General features: G+C 74.3%; 16 protein-coding genes. 9 read left to right on the forward strand and 7 right to left on the reverse strand.

The window, feature by feature from the left end; translation table 11 throughout:
* Nucleotides 1–11: 11 nt before the first annotated feature.
* The 3 genes from AB2L27_RS05320 to AB2L27_RS05330 all read left to right on the forward strand — a co-directional run bounded on the left by AB2L27_RS05320 (nt 12) and on the right by AB2L27_RS05330 (nt 3,092).
* Nucleotides 12–956, forward strand: coding sequence for an alpha/beta fold hydrolase (locus AB2L27_RS05320; protein ID WP_370440436.1), 945 nt, complete (start codon nt 12–14; stop codon nt 954–956).
* Nucleotides 957–1,029: 73 nt separating this feature from the next.
* The gene (locus AB2L27_RS05325) at nt 1,030–2,322 is read left to right on the forward strand and encodes an enolase C-terminal domain-like protein (protein ID WP_370440595.1); all 1,293 of its coding nucleotides are present in this window, start codon (nt 1,030–1,032) and stop codon (nt 2,320–2,322) included.
* Nucleotides 2,319–3,092: a trans-aconitate 2-methyltransferase gene (locus AB2L27_RS05330; protein ID WP_370440437.1), complete on the forward strand. Its 774-nt coding sequence runs from the start codon at nt 2,319–2,321 to the stop codon at nt 3,090–3,092. The genes AB2L27_RS05325 and AB2L27_RS05330 overlap by 4 nt, the downstream gene beginning before the upstream one ends.
* Here the strand turns inward: AB2L27_RS05330 and AB2L27_RS05335 are convergent.
* Nucleotides 3,035–3,973 (reverse strand): LysR family transcriptional regulator, encoded by a 939-nt coding sequence (locus tag AB2L27_RS05335; protein ID WP_370440438.1) that lies wholly within the window; start codon nt 3,971–3,973, stop codon nt 3,035–3,037. The two genes, AB2L27_RS05330 and AB2L27_RS05335, sit on opposite strands and share 58 nt — an antisense overlap.
* A gap of 75 nt (nt 3,974–4,048) precedes the next feature.
* On the opposite strand from AB2L27_RS05335, the gene AB2L27_RS05340 reads away from it, so the two are divergent.
* Nucleotides 4,049–4,945: an aldo/keto reductase gene (locus AB2L27_RS05340; protein ID WP_370440439.1), complete on the forward strand. Its 897-nt coding sequence runs from the start codon at nt 4,049–4,051 to the stop codon at nt 4,943–4,945.
* On the forward strand, nt 4,942–5,874 hold the full coding sequence (locus tag AB2L27_RS05345; RefSeq protein WP_370440440.1) for an aldo/keto reductase: 933 nt from the start codon (nt 4,942–4,944) through the stop codon (nt 5,872–5,874). The genes AB2L27_RS05340 and AB2L27_RS05345 overlap by 4 nt, the downstream gene beginning before the upstream one ends.
* Before the next feature lie 49 nt (nt 5,875–5,923).
* On the opposite strand, the gene AB2L27_RS05350 is transcribed toward AB2L27_RS05345, so the two are convergent.
* From AB2L27_RS05350 to AB2L27_RS05375, 6 genes are read right to left on the reverse strand one after another with little or no spacing between them, the layout of a single operon-like run.
* A complete protein-coding gene (locus AB2L27_RS05350; RefSeq protein WP_370440441.1) occupies nt 5,924–6,823 on the reverse strand; it encodes an MBL fold metallo-hydrolase in 900 nt (299 codons plus the stop codon).
* A gap of 19 nt (nt 6,824–6,842) precedes the next feature.
* Nucleotides 6,843–8,900, reverse strand: coding sequence for an alkaline phosphatase family protein (locus AB2L27_RS05355; protein WP_370440442.1), 2,058 nt, complete (start codon nt 8,898–8,900; stop codon nt 6,843–6,845).
* A gap of 48 nt (nt 8,901–8,948) precedes the next feature.
* On the reverse strand, nt 8,949–9,884 hold the full coding sequence (gene era, locus AB2L27_RS05360) for a GTPase Era (protein WP_370440443.1): 936 nt from the start codon (nt 9,882–9,884) through the stop codon (nt 8,949–8,951).
* Nucleotides 9,877–11,193, reverse strand: coding sequence for a hemolysin family protein (locus tag AB2L27_RS05365; RefSeq protein WP_370440444.1), 1,317 nt, complete (start codon nt 11,191–11,193; stop codon nt 9,877–9,879). The genes era and AB2L27_RS05365 overlap by 8 nt, the downstream gene beginning before the upstream one ends.
* Nucleotides 11,194–11,195: 2 nt before the next feature.
* The gene (ybeY, locus tag AB2L27_RS05370) at nt 11,196–11,717 is read right to left on the reverse strand and encodes an rRNA maturation RNase YbeY (RefSeq protein WP_370440445.1); all 522 of its coding nucleotides are present in this window, start codon (nt 11,715–11,717) and stop codon (nt 11,196–11,198) included.
* Nucleotides 11,718–11,721: 4 nt separating this feature from the next.
* Complete coding sequence (locus AB2L27_RS05375; RefSeq protein WP_370440446.1) at nt 11,722–12,765, reverse strand: PhoH family protein; 1,044 nt, start codon at nt 12,763–12,765, stop codon at nt 11,722–11,724.
* A 267-nt stretch (nt 12,766–13,032) separates the two neighbouring features.
* Here AB2L27_RS05375 and AB2L27_RS05380 point away from each other — a divergent pair, with 267 nt between their 5' ends.
* The 4 genes from AB2L27_RS05380 (at nt 13,033) to pelF (ending at nt 17,929) form a co-directional block, all read left to right on the forward strand.
* Complete coding sequence (locus AB2L27_RS05380; protein ID WP_370440447.1) at nt 13,033–13,968, forward strand: endo alpha-1,4 polygalactosaminidase; 936 nt, start codon at nt 13,033–13,035, stop codon at nt 13,966–13,968.
* Nucleotides 13,969–14,178: 210 nt separating this feature from the next.
* Nucleotides 14,179–14,604 carry a hypothetical protein gene (locus AB2L27_RS05385; protein WP_370440448.1) on the forward strand — a complete coding sequence of 142 codons (426 nt, stop codon included), beginning with the start codon at nt 14,179–14,181 and terminating at the stop codon, nt 14,602–14,604.
* Nucleotides 14,601–16,379, forward strand: coding sequence for a hypothetical protein (locus tag AB2L27_RS05390; RefSeq protein WP_370440449.1), 1,779 nt, complete (start codon nt 14,601–14,603; stop codon nt 16,377–16,379). Before AB2L27_RS05385 ends, AB2L27_RS05390 begins: the two co-directional genes overlap by 4 nt.
* On the forward strand, nt 16,376–17,929 hold the full coding sequence (gene pelF, locus AB2L27_RS05395; protein WP_370440450.1) for a GT4 family glycosyltransferase PelF: 1,554 nt from the start codon (nt 16,376–16,378) through the stop codon (nt 17,927–17,929). The genes AB2L27_RS05390 and pelF overlap by 4 nt, the downstream gene beginning before the upstream one ends.
* The last annotated feature ends 7 nt before the right edge of the window (nt 17,930–17,936 follow it).

The raw sequence follows: 17,936 nt of genomic DNA on the forward strand, positions 1-17,936 counted from the left end.
GAGGAGACGGCGTGTCCCTGCACGAGATCGAGTTCGCTTCAGCCAACGGCCGCGACACCGTCCAGGCCTGGTTGTACCGGCCGCCGGGGACGGTGCGGGGCGTGGTCCAGGTCGTCCACGGCCTCGGCGAGCACTCGCGCCGGTACCTGCACCTGACGTCGACGCTGCTCGACGCCGGATTCGCCGTCGTCGCCGACGACCACGCCGGGCACGGGCGCACCGCGGTGCTGCAGGGCACCTGGGCCGACGCCGGCGCCGAGGCCGACCGGGTCGTCGTGGCCGACGAGATGACCCTGCAGCGGCACGCGCGCGAACTCCTGCCCGACCTGCCCCACGTCGTCTTCGGGCACAGCTGGGGTTCGCTCATCGCCCGCGCGATGGCCACGGACCCGGCGGCGCGGCTCAGCGGTCTGGCGCTCGGCGGGATCGCGGCCCAGATGCAGGGGTTCGAGTCCGGCCTGGACCGGTCGGCCCTGCGAGCCCTGGCCGAGGGCGAGCAGGCCACGCAGCCGGCTCCCCCGGAACTCGTGGGTCAGCTCTTCGCGGGTTTCCTGGAAAGGTTCGGCGAGGGCGCGGGCCCGACCGCTTGGGTCGCGCTCGACGAGGACGTGGTGGCCGACCACGGCCGGGACCCGCTGAACAACTTCGGCGCCCCGTTGAGCAACCGGTTCCTCATGGGGTTCGCCGACCTGTACGACCGGGTCACCGGGGACGAGTGGTACGCGGCCGTCCCGCCGGAACTGCCGGTGCTCATCACGGCCGGGGACCAGGACCCCGTCGCGAACTACGGCGAGGGCGCCTACCACGTGGCGAACCGGCTGCACCGCAGCGGCCACGCCGACGTGCGGACCCGGGTGTTCCCCGGCGTGCGGCACGAGGTCCACAACGAGCCCCCGACGCGGGCGGAGCTGGAGCGTGAACTGGTGGAGTTCGCCACCCGCGTCTGCGGCGGCTGAGGTGGCCCACCCCGGGCACGCCTCACCCCGGGTCGCGGGCGTGCGGGTCGTGCCCGTGGCGGGGCAGGACTCCATGCTCCTCAACCTCTCCGGGGCGCACGCGCCGTTCTTCACGCGGAACGTCGTCGTGCTCACCGACACCGACGGCCGCACCGGCGTCGGGGAGGTCCCCGGCGGGGAGCCGATCCGGGCCACGCTCGAGGCGGCCGGGGACCTGCTGCGCGGCCGGCTCGTGGCCGACCACCGGAACCTGCTGCGGGCGGTCGGGCAGACGTTCGCGGGCCGCGACGTCGCCGGCCGCGGCCTGCAGACGTTCGACCTGCGCACCACCGTGCACGTCGTCACCGCCCTGGAGTCGGCGTTGCTGGACCTGCTGGGGCAGTTCCTCGGGTTGCCGGTGGCCGACCTGCTCGGGGAGGGCCGGCAGCGCGACCGCGTGCAGGCCCTGGGGCACCTGTTCTTCGTCGGGGACCGCAGGTCCACGGACCTGCCGTACCGCAGCGCGGCGGACCCCGTGGACGACTGGACCCGGCTGCGGGACGAACCCGCCCTGGACGCGCAGGCCGTCGTCGCCCTCGCCGAGGCGGCCCACGAGCGCTACGGGTTCGCCGACTTCAAGCTCAAGGGCGGGGTGGTGCCCGGGGAGGAGGAGGCCGAGGTCGTCACGGCGCTGGCCCGGCGGTTCCCGGACGCGCGGATCACGCTGGACCCCAACGGGTGCTGGCCGCTGACCGGGGCCGTGGCCCTGGGCCGGCGGCTGCGCGACGTGCTCGCCTACGCCGAGGACCCGTGCGGGGCCGAGGGCGGGTTCTCCGGCCGCGAGACGATGGCCGAGTTCCGCCGCGCGACGGGGTTGGCGACGGCGACGAACATGGTCGCCACCGACTGGCGCCAGCTCGCGCACGCGGCGCAGGCGCACGCCGTGGACATCCCGCTGGCCGACCCGCACTTCTGGACGATGGCGGGGTCGGTGCGCGTCGCGCAGCTGTGCGAGGCGTGGGGCCTGACGTGGGGGTCGCACTCGAACAACCACTTCGACGTGTCGCTGGCGATGATGACCCACGTCGCCGCCGCCGCCGCCGGGAACGTGACGGCGATCGACACGCACTGGATCTGGCAGGACGGTCAGCGCCTGACGAGGGAACCGCTGCGGATCCGCGACGGGTTCCTCGACGTGCCGACCGTTCCGGGTCTGGGGGTCGACCTGGACGAGGACCGGCTCGCAGAAGCGCACGAGCTGCACCTGACGCACGGTCTCGGCGCCCGCGACGACGCGGCCGCGATGCGGTTCCTCGTCCCGGGCTGGACGTTCGACGCCAAGCGGCCCGCGCTGGACCGGCCGGGCACCCGTGGGGTTCCCGCGTGACGTCGCCCACCTGGGACCCGGCGCAGTACGCCCGGTTCTCCTCCCCCCGGTCCCGCCCCTTCCACGACCTCGTGGCGCAGATCGGCGCGACCGCACCGCGCACCGTCGTCGACGTCGGCTGCGGACCGGGGAACCTCACGGTCGAGCTCGCCCGACGCTGGCCCGGGGCGAGCGTGCGCGGCCTCGATCCCTCCGCCGAGATGGTCGCGGCGGCCCCGGCCGACGCCGGGGTGGAGTTCGCCGTCGCGAGCGCCGAGGAGTTCGACGCGACGGGGATCGACGTCGTGGTGTCGAACGCGGTCCTGCAGTGGGTCCCGACCCACCGGGACCTGCTGCGGCGGTGGGCCTCCCAGCTCTCCCCCGGCGCCTGGCTGGCGTTCCAGGTGCCCGCGAACTTCGACGCCCCCTCCCACGTCCTCATGCGGGAACTGGCGGCCTCCCCGCCGTGGCGGCACCGCCTCGCCGGCGTCCTGCGCGGGACGGAGTCGGTCGCGGCCCCCGGGGAGTACCTCGACCTGCTCACGGGCGCCGGACTGCTCGCCGAGGTGTGGCAGACGGAGTACCTGCACGTGCTGCCCGGCGAGGACCCGGTGCTGGAGTGGGTGCGGGGCACCGGGTTGCGCCCCGTCCTGCAGGCCCTCGACCCCGCGAGCGCGGCCGAGTTCGAGCGCGAGTACGCGGCCCTGCTGCGCGAGGCCTACCCGGCGCGCGACTACGGCACGCCGTTCCCGTTCCGGCGGACGTTCGCGGTCTCGACGCTGCCCACCTGACCCGCGGGCACCGCGCCGTCGACGTCCAGCAGTTCCAGCAGGTGCGGCGCCGGGGAACTGCCCGCCGACGTCACGACCGACACCACCCACTCCGGGGCGTCGGCCGGCATCGCGAGGACGCTCAGCCGCGCCGCCTCGGGCTTGGCGGCGACGTGCCGCGGGACGACCGCCGTCCCCAGCCCCCGGTTCACCAGATCGAGCAGGGCGTGGACGTCCCCCACGGAGAACCGGACGCGGCGGTGCACGCCTCGGGCCGCGCACGCCGCGTCGGTCAGCGGCCGCACCCCCCACGAGGCGACGAAGTCGATGAACGGCGAGGCCGGCAGGTCGGCCCAGTCCACGCCCGCCCGGCCGGCGAGGGGGTGCTCCGGGGGTACGAGCAGGACGAGGGGTTCGCGACCCAGCTCGGTGGCCGGGAGGACCCCGAGGTGCTCGGTGGTGGCGACGAAGGCGAGGTCCAGCTCACCGTCGCGGACGCGGCTGACGAGGTCGTGGGACCCGGCCTGCTCGAAGTGCACCTCGACCTGGGGGAAGCGGCGGTGGAACCGCTCCAGCAGCGTCGAGACGTCGACGACGCCGAGGCACTGCTCGGCCCCCACCCGCAGCGTCCCGGACAGCCGGTGGGTCGCCTGCACGACGGCGTCCCGGGCCGCCGTGGCCTGCGCCAGCATGGTCCGCGCGAACGGCAGCAGCGCCAGCCCCGCGTCGGTGGGCTGCACCCGGCGGGGGCTGCGCTCGAACAGCGCGGTGCCGAGCTCGTCCTCCAGCGTCCGGATGGCCGCGGACAGCCCCGACTGCGACACCCCGCTGAGGGCGGCGGCGCGGGTGAACTGCCGCTCGTCGGCCAGCGCCACGACGTACTGCATCTGTCGGAGGTCCATGCAGAAATCGTACTCATGGACTTGATGAGTCCCAGTTGTTGGACTTCTGGGACCGGGGTTCCTAGGCTCGCCGACGTGAAGCAGCGCAGCCTCGGGCGCCCCGGCGCCCCCACCACCCGACAGGTCTCCGCCATCGGCCTCGGCGGCATGCCGCTGAGCATCGAGGGCCGCCCCGACACCGACCGCGCGATCGCCACCGTGCACGCCGCCCTCGACGCGGGCGTCACCCTCATCGACACCGCCGACGCCTACCACCGCGACGCGAACGAGGTCGGCCACAACGAGGAGCTCATCGCCCGCGCCCTGCGCGAGTACGGTTCCTCGACCGACGACGTGGTCGTCGCCACCAAGGGCGGGCACCTGCGCCCCGGCGACGGCTCCTGGACGAAGAACGGCGACCCGGCCTACCTCAAGGAGGCCGCGAAGGCGTCCGCGCGCCGTCTCGGCGTGGAGGCCATCGGCCTCTACCAGTTCCACCGCCCCGACCCGGACGTCCCGTACGCCGACTCCGTCGGTGCGCTGGCCGAACTCCTCGACGAGGGCGTCATCGTCCGCGCCGGCATCTCCAACGCCGACGTCGACCAGATCGAGGAAGCCGACCGCGTCCTCGGCGGCCGGCTCGTCTCGGTGCAGAACCAGTTCTCCCCCGCGTTCCGCAGCAGCCTGGGCGAGCTGGAGCACTGCGCCTCGCGCGGCATCTCGTTCCTGCCGTGGTCGCCGCTGGGCGGCATCTCCAACGCCGCCGAGCTCGGCAGCCGGCACGCGGTGTTCGCCGAGGTCGCGCAGGCCCACGGGGTGAGCCCGCAGCAGGTGACGCTGGCCTGGGAACTCGCCCTCGCTGACGTCGTGCTGCCCATCCCGGGTTCCTCGCGGCCCGCGAGCATCACCGACTCCCTCGCCGCCGCCGACCTGGAACTCTCGGCGGACGAGATCGCCCGCCTGTCCGCCGCGACCACCGGGGACGCCGCGTGAAGACCTTCGCCCTCGGCACCTCCGACCTGCAGGTGCCCAACGTCGTCCTCGGCCTCATGCGCATCGCGGAGATGCCCGACGAGGACATCCGCACCCTCGTGGCCACCGGCCGCGAGGTGGGCATCACGATGGTCGACCACGCCGACGTCTACGGCGGGTCCAAGCACCGGTGCGAGGAACGCTTCGCGCAGGCCGTGCAGCTCAGCTCCTCCGAGCGCGAGCGGACGATCATCCAGTCCAAGGCCGGGATCGTCCCCGACGGCCCGTACTTCGACTTCTCCCACGAGCACATCGTCGACTCGGTCGAGGGGTCGCTCAAGGCCCTGGGCACCGACCACCTCGACGTGCTCCTCCTGCACCGGCCCGACGCCCTCGTCGAACCCGAGGAGGTCGCCAGGGCGTTCGACGAGCTCCACGTCGCGGGCAAGGTCCGGCACTTCGGGGTCTCCAACCAGACGCCGGGCCAGATGGACCTGCTGCGCAAGCACGTCCGCCAGCCGCTGGTGGCCAACCAGCTGCAGTTGTCCATCACCCACGCCCCCCTGATCGCCCAGGGCGTCGCCTCGAACATGCAGGGCCTGGACCAGTCGGTCTCCCGCGAGTCCGGGACGCTGGACTACTGCCGCCTGCACGACATCACCGTGCAGGCGTGGTCGCCGTTCCAGGCCGGGTTCTTCGACGGGGTGTTCCTCGACGACGACCGCTACCCCGAGCTGAACGCGGTGCTGGACCGCCTCGCGGCGCAGTACGACGTGCCGAAGCTCGCGGTGGCGACGGCGTGGATCACCCGGCACCCGGCGAACATCCAGGTCGTGCTCGGCACGACGAACCCCGAACGGGTCCGCGCCGCGGCCCAGGGGTCCGACCTGCCCCTGACCCGGGCGGAGTGGTACGAGCTGTTCCGTGCGGCCGGTTACACCGTGCCCTGACCCGCCCTGGACCACCCGTGGTCGTGCGGGATGTCTGCACGGTGACCCGTCAGGGCCCCTCGTCCGGGCTCGTCGGGCGTCGGCGTGCAGACATCCCGCGCACCTGAGCCGCGTCGTCGAGGCGCACCCGCCCGCCCACCCCGACGTCGAGCGCGCCGCCGGCCCCGAGGCGGCGGGCGTGGGCGACGAACGCCGGCCCCGGCGCCGAGAAGCGGTCCCCCATCGTCCGGCCCAGCGCCACGGGGTGCAGCGTCCCCCAGTGCACCGGCACCGAAACCCCCGGCCGCACCCGGGCGACGAGTTCGGCGGCCTGGCGCGGGTCCAGGTGGTGCGGGCCGAGGGTGTGGCCCCACCCGCCGACGGGCACGAGGGCGACGTCCGGCGCGCGGCCCCCCGCGGTGAGGACGTCGTCGGACCCCTCGAACTCCCCGGTGTCACCGATCGCCCACAGCAGCAGGTCGTCGCGGTCGCGGGCGGGGAACGCGCCCGGCACCCGCACGAGGTGCTCGACGGCGACCGCGTCCCGGGGGGCGCGGCTGAACCCGCTGCCCGTGCGGTGCCCGGCGTGGTGGGCGGGCAACGCGGTGACCGCCACCGCCCGCCCCCGCACCCGCAGCTCACGCGTCTGGCCGACCGCGACCTCCACGACGTGGGTGCCGGGGCGGTCCAGGCGCCAGCGCACCCAGTCCGAGGACCCCGGCGGGGTGACGAGCACGGCCGGGCGCAGCCGCCGCAGCGACGGCAGGTCGAGGTGGTCGTGGTGCAGGTGCGAGACCAGCGCCACGTCGCACCCCTGGGAGGCCGAGGCGGCCGGGGTCCGCGGCCGGCGCCGCAGGTGCCCCAGCCCTGCCCGCAGCACCGGGTCGGTGACCACCCGCAACCGGCCACCCGGTGCGTGCACGTCCACCGTCACCGTCGAGTGCCCCAACCACGTCACGTCGACCGCCACGGATGTCCCTCCTCCTGGTTCACGGCCGGAGCCCGACCTGCTGCATCCACCGCACGAGCTGGTCGTGCACCGTCGCGGCCCCGACCAGCGGGGCCTCGCCCGCGACGGTGCGGTCGCGCAGGTCCTCGTCGACCGTCCACTCCGCCGGGTGCACGAGGACGGCCTCGTTCTGCCAGCCGCCCAGGCCCCCGTGGGACCCGACCTGCTCCTCGAACGCGTGCACCTCCCCCGTCACCGGGTCGACGCTGGAGTGCACGAACAGCGCCGGGGCGGTCTCGAAGCGCATGACGCGCAGCAGGTCCACGGCCGCTCGGGGACCGAGGACCGCCAGCGGGTCCGTGCCGGCGACCTCCCCGGACACCAGGTGCCGCTCCCCCGCCGGACCGCGGACGACCACCTCCTCCCCCCGGTGCCCGGCGACGAACCCGATGCCCGGCGTCGTGAGCAACCCCGGCAGCAGCGCCGGCCACCGCGCCTGCAGCGCGTCGAGGTCCAGGCGCCCGGAAGGGGCCTGCGGGACCGACAGCAGCGCCGTGCACCCGGAGGTGGCCACGACCACTGCGTCGGGGACGGGCACCGGTTCGGCCTCGTGCCGGGTGCTGACGCGTTCGGAGCGCGCGGGGGTGGAGAACTCGCGGACGAGGACGTCGACGCGCCCGCGCATCTCCTCCCCGGCCGCGGTCGTGACGACGGGGTGGGCCTGGCCGCCCTGCCCGCCCGGTTCGCCGTCGTGCCCCGGACCGGCGGCGTCGAGGAGTTCGGTGACGAGGTCCTGCAGGGACCGGCCGCTGACCTGCGCGAAGGTCGGTCCCTGCGCCTGGCCGTGGTCGGAGACGACGACGACGCGGTACTCGCGCGGGGCGACGTCGGCCACGTCGGCCAGGGTCTGCAGGACGCGGTCGATCCCGGCGAGGGCGTCGAGGGACTCCGGGCGTGCGACGCCGGCGTGGTGGGCGACCTCGTCGTAGTCGAGGAAGTCGACGAACACGACGGGGCGGCCGTCCTCCAGCGCCTGCGCGACGAGGGCCACGTTGAGGTCGCGCAGCAGCGCGTTCGTCAGGGCCCGCAGCAGGACGTACCAGCCGCGGCGGGCGATGCGCGGTTCGATGCGGCGCACCCGTTGCTGCCACCCCTGGTACAGCTCCTTGACGATCTCGCCGAGGGTGAGGATCAGGCTGCGCAGCAGCACGAACGGGCGGGCGACGTACCGCAGGTAGGGCCGGCCGGACCCCCCGGCGCGGGAGGTGGACACGACGAGGTGGGCGTGGGCGGCCTCCCCGGAGAACAGGTTGCCGATGCTCGCCCCGCCCCCGGTGAGCAGACCGGTGCGGCCGGCGGCGTGGCCCGCGGCCCGCGCCCGGCGCTCGATGACGGCGGCGTCGGCCGGGCGGTTCGCGACGAGCACGCGCCCCAGCTCGGGGTCCCACCAGCGGAACGCGGGGATGCCCTCGGTGCTGCCGTGCAGCAGACCGGCCTGGCTGGCGGGGGTCGTGGAGGGCAACTGGGCCCGCCAGCCCTCGGCCAGGTGGCTGCCCTGCCGCAGCCAGCGCGCGACCGTCGTCAGCGTCCCGGAGTGCAACCCGAACCGCAGCAACGGCATCGACAGGCCGTCGACCTGCACGACGAGCAACCCCGGCGGCCGGCCGTCCCCGGGGCGCCGGGTGCGGTGGCGCAGCAGACCGCGCACCACCCAGCGGCTGTCGTTGGACCCGACCAGCCAGCGGACGACGACCCCCACCAGACCGGTCCAGAAGTAGACCTGCCACAGGGCGTTGAACGAGTCCAGGTCCAGGCCGGGGACGGCCGTCAGCGCCGTGTGCAGCAGCAGGAGCTGGACGGCCACGCCGAGGACGACGGTGACCAGCGGCCCGAGCACCGCCACGAGCGGGCCCAGCAACGGCCGCACGAGCAGGTCCCCGACGGCCAGCACGGCCGCGGAGGCCAGCAGCCAGAACGGGGAGGAGACCTGGACGCCCGCCACGAGGTGCACGCTGATCCACAGCGCGAACGCCGTGGGCAGCAGCGACAGCAGCAGGTCCCGCGCGTCACGGGCGGTGAGGGCGGACCAGGAGCGCACGGGCGGGAGGGGCCTGGGACGGGGGCGGGGGCGGGGGCGGGGGCGGGGTCAGAATCCGAGCCGCTGCAACTGCTTGGGGTCGCGCTGCCAGTCCTTGGCCACCTTGACCCGCAGGTCCAGGTGCACCCGGGCCCCGAGCAGCGCCTCGATCTGCCGGCGGGCACGGGTCCCGACGTCCTTCAGGCGCGCGCCGCCCCGGCCGATGACGATGCCCTTCTGGGACTCGCGCTCGACGTAGAGCCACACGAAGACGGTGAGGACCCCGTTCTCGCCCTCGGTCATCTCCTCCACCACGACGGCCAGGGAGTGCGGCAGCTCGTCGCGCACCCCCTCCAGCGCCGCCTCGCGGACGAGCTCGGCGACCATGACGGTCTCGGGCTCGTCGGTCAGCTCCCCGTCGGGGTACAACCGCGGGCCCTCGGGCAGGTGCGAGAGCAGGACGTCGGCGACGGTGTCGACCTGGCGGCCGGTGACGGCCGAGGCGGGCACGACGTCGGCGAACCCGCCGAGCACCTCCTCCCCGAGCGCGGCGACGGCCAGGAGCTGCTCGGCCACCTGCTGCTGGGAGGCCTTGTCGGTCTTGGTGACCAGGGCGACCTTCGTGGAGCGGGGGACGGCGCCGAGGGCGTCGGCGATGAACCGGTCGCCGGGGCCGATCTTCTCGTCGGCGGGGATGGTCAGGGCCACGACGTCGACCTCGGCCAGCGTCTCGTGGACGAGGTCGTTGAGCCGCTGCCCGAGCAGCGTCCGCGGCCGGTGCAGCCCGGGGGTGTCGACGAGGACGAGCTGGGCGTCGGGGCGGTGGACGATGCCGCGGACGGTGTGCCGGGTCGTCTGCGGCCGGGAGCTGGTGATCGCCACCTTCTGCCCCACGAGCGCGTTGGTCATCGTCGACTTGCCGGCGTTCGGGCGGCCGACGAGGCAGGCGAAACCGGACCGGTGGGGCCGGGCGGCGGAGTCCTGGGACGCGTTCTGCTCAGTCATGTTCTCGCCCTCCGGCGCGGTCGTCGACCAGTTCTGGATCGGGGTCGGGCAGGCGGTGGACGAGCACCGTCCGCACCTGGTTGCGCCGGCCCTCGCGCCCGTCGGCCTCCAGCCGCAGGCCGTGGACCTCACCGACGGACCCGGGCACGAGGACCTCGCCGAGGGTCTTGGCGAGCAGGCCGCCGACGGTGTCGACGTCGTCGTCCTCGATCTCGCGGCCGAACAGCTCCCCGAGGTCCTCCACGTGCAGGCGCGAGGAGACGCGGAACCCGCCGTCGGGCAGCTCCTCCACCTCCGGGCGGGCGCGGTCGTACTCGTCGGAGATGTCACCGACGATCTCCTCGATGATGTCCTCGATCGTCACCAGGCCGGCCGTGCCGCCGTACTCGTCGACGACGACGGCGACGTGCACGTTGTCGCGCTGCATCTGCCGCAGGAGGTCGTCGACGGGCAGGCTGTCGGGGACGAACACCGCGGGCCGGGCCACGTCCTCCACGCGCACGGCGCGCGCCCCGGTGGGGTCGGCGTGGAAGCGGCGGGCGATGTCCTTGAGGTAGACCACGCCCAGGACCTCGTCGGCGTCCTCCCCCACGACCGGCATCCGGGAGAAGCCCGAGCGCAGGAACAGCGCCTCGGCCTCGTGCAGCCCGGTGCCGCGCCGGGCGGTGACGACGTCGGTGCGCGGCACCATGACCTCCCGGGCGAGGGTCTCGCCCAGCTCGAACACCGAGTGGATCATGCGGTGCTCGCCGGCCTCGATGACCGAGGTCTCCCCCGCCAGCTCGACGATCTCGCGCAGCTCGGTCTCGGAGCCGAACGGACCGTGGCGCAGGCCGCGACCGGGGGTGACGGCGTTGCCGATGGCGACCAGCCCCCGCGCCACCGGCCCCAGGACCGTCGTGAGCGGGGCCAGGACGGGGGCGGCGAGCAGGCCGACGGACTCGGCGTGGAAGCGGCCCAGGGTGCGGGGGCCGACGCCGACGAGGACGAAGTCGAGCGCGGACATCCCCAGGCCCGCCAGCAGCAGGACCAGGAACCAGGAGTCGACCCAGCTCGCGACCACGACGGTGACGCAGACGGCGGCCAGGGTCTCGAACACGACGCGCAGCAGCGTGCAGACGGCGATGACCGGGGCGGCGCCCTCCAGCACGCGCGAGAGCGCGGGAGCCCCGCGGCGGCCGTCCTCGACGAGGTCCCGGGCCCGGCGGCGGGAGGTGACCGCGATGGCGGACTCGGCGGCCGCGATGAGCCCGGCGGCCACCACGAGGACGAGGGCCAGCACCAGCAGGGGCCCGGTGGGGGCGCCCACGCTCAGTCCCCCGAGGGCAGCGCGCGGTGCCCGACCGTGGGGGTCGGGTCGCCCGGGCGGCCGATGCGGGCCAGGAACCCCAGCACGAGCCGGCGCTGCAGCGTGAACATCTCGCGTTCCTCGTCCGGTTCGGCGTGGTCGTAGCCGAGCAGGTGCAGGATCCCGTGCGTGACGAGCAGGAGGACCTCGTCGGCCGTGGCGTGGCCCGAGGCCTTGGCCTGGGCCGCGGCGACCTGCGGGCAGACGACGACGTCGCCGAGCAGGCCCGGTTCGCTCGTGCCGCCCTCCCGGCCCGGCCGCAGCTGGTCCATCGGGAAGGACATGACGTCGGTGGGGCCCTCCTCGTCCATCCACTGCACGTGCAGCCGGGACATGGCCTCCTCGTCGACCATGAGGACGGACAGCTCGGCCAGGGGGTGGACCCGCATCTCCTCCAGCACGTACCGGGCCAGGTGCGACACCTCGACGGTGTCCACCCCCCGGCCGGCGGCGAAGGAGCTCTCGTCGACGACCTCGATGCTCACGCGCTCACCGCTTCCGGGGGCCGTGGCCCGTGGTCGAGACCCGCGGGCGGGCCTCCTCCCAGCGCCCGTAGGCGTCGACGATCTCGCCCACGAGGCGGTGGCGGACCACGTCGCTGGAGGTCAGGCGCGAGAAGTGCACGTCCTCGATGCCCTCGAGGATGTCCTGCACGACGCGCAGGCCCGACTCGGTGCCCGAGGGCAGGTCGACCTGGGTGACGTCACCGGTCACGACGATCTTGGACCCGAACCCCAGGCGGGTCAGGAACATCTTCATCTGCTCGGGGGAGGTGTTCTGGGCCTCGTCGAGGATGATGAAGGCGTCGTTGAGCGTGCGCCCGCGCATGTACGCCAGCGGCGCGACCTCGATGGTCCCGGCCGCCATGAGCCGCGGGATCGAGTCGGGGTCGAGCATGTCGTGCAGCGCGTCGTACAGCGGCCGCAGGTACGGGTCGATCTTGTCCGTCAGGGTGCCGGGCAGGAAGCCCAGCCGCTCCCCGGCCTCGACCGCCGGCCGGGTCAGGACGATGCGGTTGACCTGCTTGGCCTGCAGCGCCTGCACGGCCTTGGCCATCGCCAGGTACGTCTTGCCCGTGCCCGCCGGGCCGATGCCGAAGACGACGGTGTGGTCGTCGATGGCCTCGACGTAGTGCTTCTGGTTGACCGTCTTGGGCCGGATCGTCCGGCCCCGGCTGGACAGGATGTTCATCGTCAGCACGTCGGCCGGGCGGTCGTCGGCCGTGCCGGCGGCCTGCGCGCGCAGCATGGTGACCGACCGCTCGACGGCGTCGGGCGAGAGGGCCTGCCCGCTGCGCAGGACGGCGGTCATCTGGTCCACGAGCCGTTCGAGCAGGGCGACCTCGCCCGCCGCGCCGGTGACGGTGATCTCGTTGCCCCGCACGAGGACGTCGGTGCGGGTGAACGCCCGTTCCAGGACGCGCAGCAGCTCGTCACGAGCGCCGAGGAGACCCACCATCGGCACCTCGGGCGGCACCACGATGACGTGCCGCGCCTGCGCCGGGGGTTCGGGAGTGGTGTCGGTGCTGGCCATGATCGCCCCGAGGGGCTGTTCGCCTCCGTGCTGAGAGGGTGCGGTGGGGTCCGCGCTGTCGGGTCGATCCTAACGAGGGGCGCCAGCCGGGGCTCGCGGGTTCACCGTCGGCGGAGCCGGCCCGGCCCCGGAGCACCGGACGGGCAGAACCTCTCGCCGCCGCGACACGGGCCCCCGGTCCAGCACGGGCCCCCGGTCTAGGGTGGGAGGTGCGCGGCGGCCGCCCTGACCGGCGGCGCGGACCGGGTGGGGACGCGGGAGGGCACGATGGCCTGGATCGACCACCACGACCGACGCCGCGCGACCTCCCTGGCGGTCGCCGCGGCGATCACCGCTGTGCTCTCGTGCCTGCCGGGGTGCACCCAGGACGGGCGCGGCACCGCGGGGGCGACCACGGTGCCCGCCCCTCGAGCAGGAGGTGGGCAGGAGATGGTCGAGCGGGACCCGCAGGTCCACGTGCCGCGGCGGGAGCGCCGCGTGCGCCCGCCCGCCCCGGCGCGGTGGCAACCGCAGCCCGGCTCGGCGTGGCAGTGGCAGCTGTCCGGCGAGCTGGACCTCTCCCTCGACGTGCCCGTCTACGACGTCGACTGGGAGGTGCCGCGCAGCGTCGTCGACCGGTTGCGGGCCGATGGCCGTCGGGTGATCTGCTACGTCAGCGTCGGCACCGTCGAGAGCTACCGGGAGGACGCGGACAGCTTCCCCGAGGTGGTGCGGGGTGAGCCCCTCGCGGACTGGCCGGACGAGCGCTGGCTGGACGTCCGGCGCCTGGACCTGCTCGCCGAACCCCTGCTGAGGCGTCTGGACGTGTGCCGCGCGAAGGGTTTCGACGCGGTCGAACCCGACAACGTCGACGCCTACACCAACCGCAGCGGGTTCCCCCTGACGGCCCAGGACCAGTTGCGCTTCAACCGGTGGATCGCCCGGGCCGCCCACGAGCGCGGTCTCGCGGTGGGGTTGAAGAACGACGTGGGCCAAGCGGCTGAGCTCGTCGACGACTTCGACTTCGCCGTCAACGAGCAGTGCCGCAGGTACGAGGAGTGCGATGCGCTGCAGCCCTTCGTGGCCGCGGGGAAGGCCGTGTTCCACGTCGAGTACGGGATGACCCCCGAGGAGTTCTGCGCTGCGCCCCCGCTGCCGGGTTTCTCCTCGATGCTGAAGAACGTCGAGCTGGACGCGTACCGCTTCACCTGCCCGCCGGCCTGACCGGTCCCGGGAACGACGGCGACCGGACCGGTGCGCGAGCCGAGAACCCCTCCGGACAACTACCTCGAGTAGCTGGATTTCTACTCTCCGCGAGATCATCTCGGTATCCCGGCACCATTGCCGGAATCGGGACCTTCAACGCTCCACCATCCGTTACGGTCGTCGCGGACGACGTGGGGAGACGGGGCGGTTCCGCCCGCGAGGAGTGGCATGACGACGGTGCGCTGGTGGCGACGCGGCGGAGCGGCGGGGGGTGACACGGCTGAGCTGCACCGCGAGGTCGAGCGGCTCACCCGGGAGAACATGCGGCTGAGGCTGGAACGGCAACGCCCGCACAGCCTGAGCCAGGTCGCGGAGCAGTTGCGCGTCATCTCCGAGCAGTCCCCCGAGACGCTGGAGGCCCTGGAGGCCCAGGACGAAGCGCACCACGTGCGAGCGCAGACGGAGTCGATGCGCCGGGCCCTCGTGGACGCCCTGGACGCGCTGACCGTGGCGGTCGCCCAGACGCGGCGCCAGCTGGCCGTGGACCTGCCCCTGACCGAGATCGACCGGCGCGTCGTGGAGCGGCGCCGGTCCCGCGGCGCGCACGTCGCCGACTCCGACGCCGACGCCGACGCCGAACGCGCGCCGGCGTGAGCGGTGGGTTCACCCGTTGGCTCGGCCGCGCCGAACCGGCCGGGGTGAGCACCGACCTGCGCGTGCTGCTGCTGGCCGGGGCGGACGACGATCCCACCACCCGCGCCTGGCGAGCCGTCCTGGACCGCACCGGGACCGACCACGTCGTGCTGCGTCCCGACGAGGAGCGGCCGCTGCGCGCGGAGGACCTGCTGCGTGACGGTGACCCCGACCACGGCCGGTACCACGCGGTCATCGCGGGGACGGACACGTCGGCCTTCTGGAGCAGCGCCCCGGTCCTGCTGGACTACCGCCGCCGGTTCGGGGTCCGTCAGCTCGCCGCCTTCGAGTTCCCCCGCGCCTCCGCCGGGTTGCAGGAGGGGGGCGGGCGCGACACCACGGGCCTGACGGCCCGGGTCACCGCCGCCGGCAGCGGTGTCTTCGGCTACCTGCGCGGCGAGATCCCCCTCAGCCCCGGCAGCTACGGGTACCGCGCCACGGTCATCGAGCCCGCGCGGTTCACCACGCTCGTCGAGACCGACGACGGGCACCCGGTCGTGGGGGTCGCCGACGACGGCGAGGGCCTGCAGGACGGCCTCGTGCTGGTCAACCACGACGAGTGGATGCTGCACGGGCTGCTGCTGGCCCGGGGGTTGCTGACCTGGGTCGCGCGCGGGGTCCACACCGGTGTCGACCGCCACCACCTGTCCTGCCACGTCGACGACGTGCTGCTGGGCAACGCCACCGCGCGCGAGGGCCAGCCGGCGCCGATCGACCGGCCGGCCGTCGTGCGGATGGACCCCACGGACGTGGACGCCCTGAGGAGGTGGCAGTCCCAGCGCGGGTTCGTCCTCGACCTGGCCTACAACGGGTGGGGAGCGGACCCCCGGGACCCCCTCACCCGCTGCCTGCTGGACCACGCGGAGGACTTCCGCTGGATCAACCACACCTGGAGCCACCTCGACCTCGGGCGGGCGGCGGTTCCCGGAACCCCCGGTGGGACCCCGCCGTGGCTGGACACCGCCGCGTTGATCGAGGAGATCGGCGCCAACCAGCGGTGGGCCGCCTCGGTGTCGCTGCCGGCCAGCACCACCGCCCTGGTCACCGGGGTGCACTCCGGTCTGGACAACCCCCACCTGCCGCAGGCGCTGCAGGCCTGCGGCATCACCGCCGTCGCCGAGGACGCCTCCCTGCCGGGGCACGGACCGACGATCGGGCCGGCGACGACGGTGCCGCGTCACCCCAGCAACGTCTACGCCCACGTCAGCACCTGGCGCGACCTCCTCGAGGACTACAACGCGCAGTACGCCGCCCAGGGGATCCACGCGGCCACGGTGGAGGACTTCCTCCGCGCCGAGACGGCGATCGTGCTGCGCCACGTGCTGACCAACGACCCCGCCCCGCTGTTCGCCCACCAGGTGAACCTGGCGGGTGAGCGCGTCCTGCTGACGTTCCTCGGCCACGTCCTCGACGTCGTCAGCTCCCACCTGGCCGACCACGCGTCCCTGGTCAACGCCTCGATGGACGACGTGGCCCTCGAGCTGCGCCGGCGGCAGCGGTGGGGGGCCGCGCGCCAGCGCGGTGAGGCCCGTGCGGTGCTGCGGGGGGACGTCGTCGAGATCGAGGTCGACCACGACGTCGAGGTGCCGCTGACGGCACCGCCGGGAACCCGTCCGATGGCCGCTCCCCGGCGTGCGCGCTTCGGGGAGGAGTACGCGGGGTCGCGGTCGGGGTGGGTCCTGGTGCGCACCGGGAAACCCCTCCGGCTGAGGGTCCCGGGTCCGGGGACCGCGTGAGCGCGCAGGTGGCCGCGCAGGTTCCCGCCCCGGTCGACGCGACCGCCGGGAACGGCGCGACGGGTGCTCCTCGCGTGCTGCTGCTGACCGAGGGCACCTACCCCCACGTCGTGGGCGGGGTCAGCACGTGGTGCGACCTGCTGGTCCGCGGGTTGCCCGACCTGCAGTGGGCGGTGTTCGCCTTCACCGCCGGCGACGTCGGGGAACCGGTCTTCGAGCTGCCGCCGCAGGTGCGCGCCACCGGACGCCTGCACCTGTGGGGGACGGCTCGCGTCCCCCGGCCTCCGGGACCACGACGTGCCCGGACCCGAACCCGCAACCGCGTGCACCTCGCCGCCGAGATCGTCGAGGGGCTCCTGGGGTGGTCCTCGGACCCGCTGGCCCTGGTCGAGGGCCTCGTCTGGTGCCGTCTCCACCCCGACCGCCTCGTCTCCACCTTCCGGGACGAGGACACCTGGCACCACTACACCGTGGCGCTGGCCCGGGTGCTGACCGGAGCCGACGGGAGCTCCGGACCGGCACCGGCCTTCGACCTCTCCCGAGCGGTGGACCTCTACCAGACGGTGTACTGGCTCGCCCGTGCCGCTGCCGAGCCGACCCCGTCGGCCGACGTGTCCCTGGTGACCGCAGCGGCGTGGTGCAGCCTGCCGGCAGCGGTCGACAAGGCGTTGCACGGGCGCCCGGTGGTCCTGTCCGAGCACGGGCTGTACGTGCGGGAGAGCTACCTGGCCGCCGTGCGCTCCTCCGACCCCGCCGCGGCGCGGTTCCTCACCACGCGGCTGGCGCGGGGACTGTCCCGGTTGACGTACGCGATCGCCGACGTGGTCGCTCCCGTCACGGAGGCCAACGCGGCGTGGGAGGAGGCGCTGGGGGTCGCCCGCGAGCGCATCGTGGCGATCCCCAACGGCGTTCCCGTCCCCGGGGACCCGCGACCGGCGCCGCGGAGCCGGACCGTGGTCTCCGTCGGCCGCCTCGACCCGCTCAAGGACGTGCACACCATGCTGCGGGTGGCCGCGGCGGTCCGCCGACGTGTTCCCGACGTCACCTTCAGGCACTACGGGCCCGTCCCCCAGGGGCAGGAAGCGTACGGCGACAGCTGCCTGGCCCTGCACCGGGAGCTGGACCTCGGGGCCTCCTTCGAGTTCATGGGTGCCACCACGGACCCCACCGGGGTGATGGGTGAAGCCGACGTGGTGCTGATGACGAGCATCTCGGAGGGCTTCCCGATGTCCGTGCTCGAAGCCCTCTCCCAGGCCCGCCCGGTGGTCACCACCCTGGTCGGGGGCGTGCTGGACGCGGTTCGCGGAGCCGGGCTGACCGCGCCCCCCGGTGACGTCCACGCCCTGGCCGACGCGGTGACCACGCTGCTCGTGGACCCCGACCTGGCCGAGCAGCTGGGTGAGCGCGGGCACCGGCGCGTGCTGCGGTTGTTCGGCCAGCAGCGGTGCCTGGACGGCTACGACGTCCTGCTGCGCGCCGTGGCCCCCTCCCCCCTCGACGTGGGACCCGCCGACCTCCCGACCACCACCGCAGCAGGAGCAGGACGATGAGGAGACG

The organism is Kineococcus halophytocola, assembly GCF_041276425.1.
Taxonomy (GTDB): Bacteria; Actinomycetota; Actinomycetes; order Actinomycetales; family Kineococcaceae; genus Kineococcus; species Kineococcus halophytocola.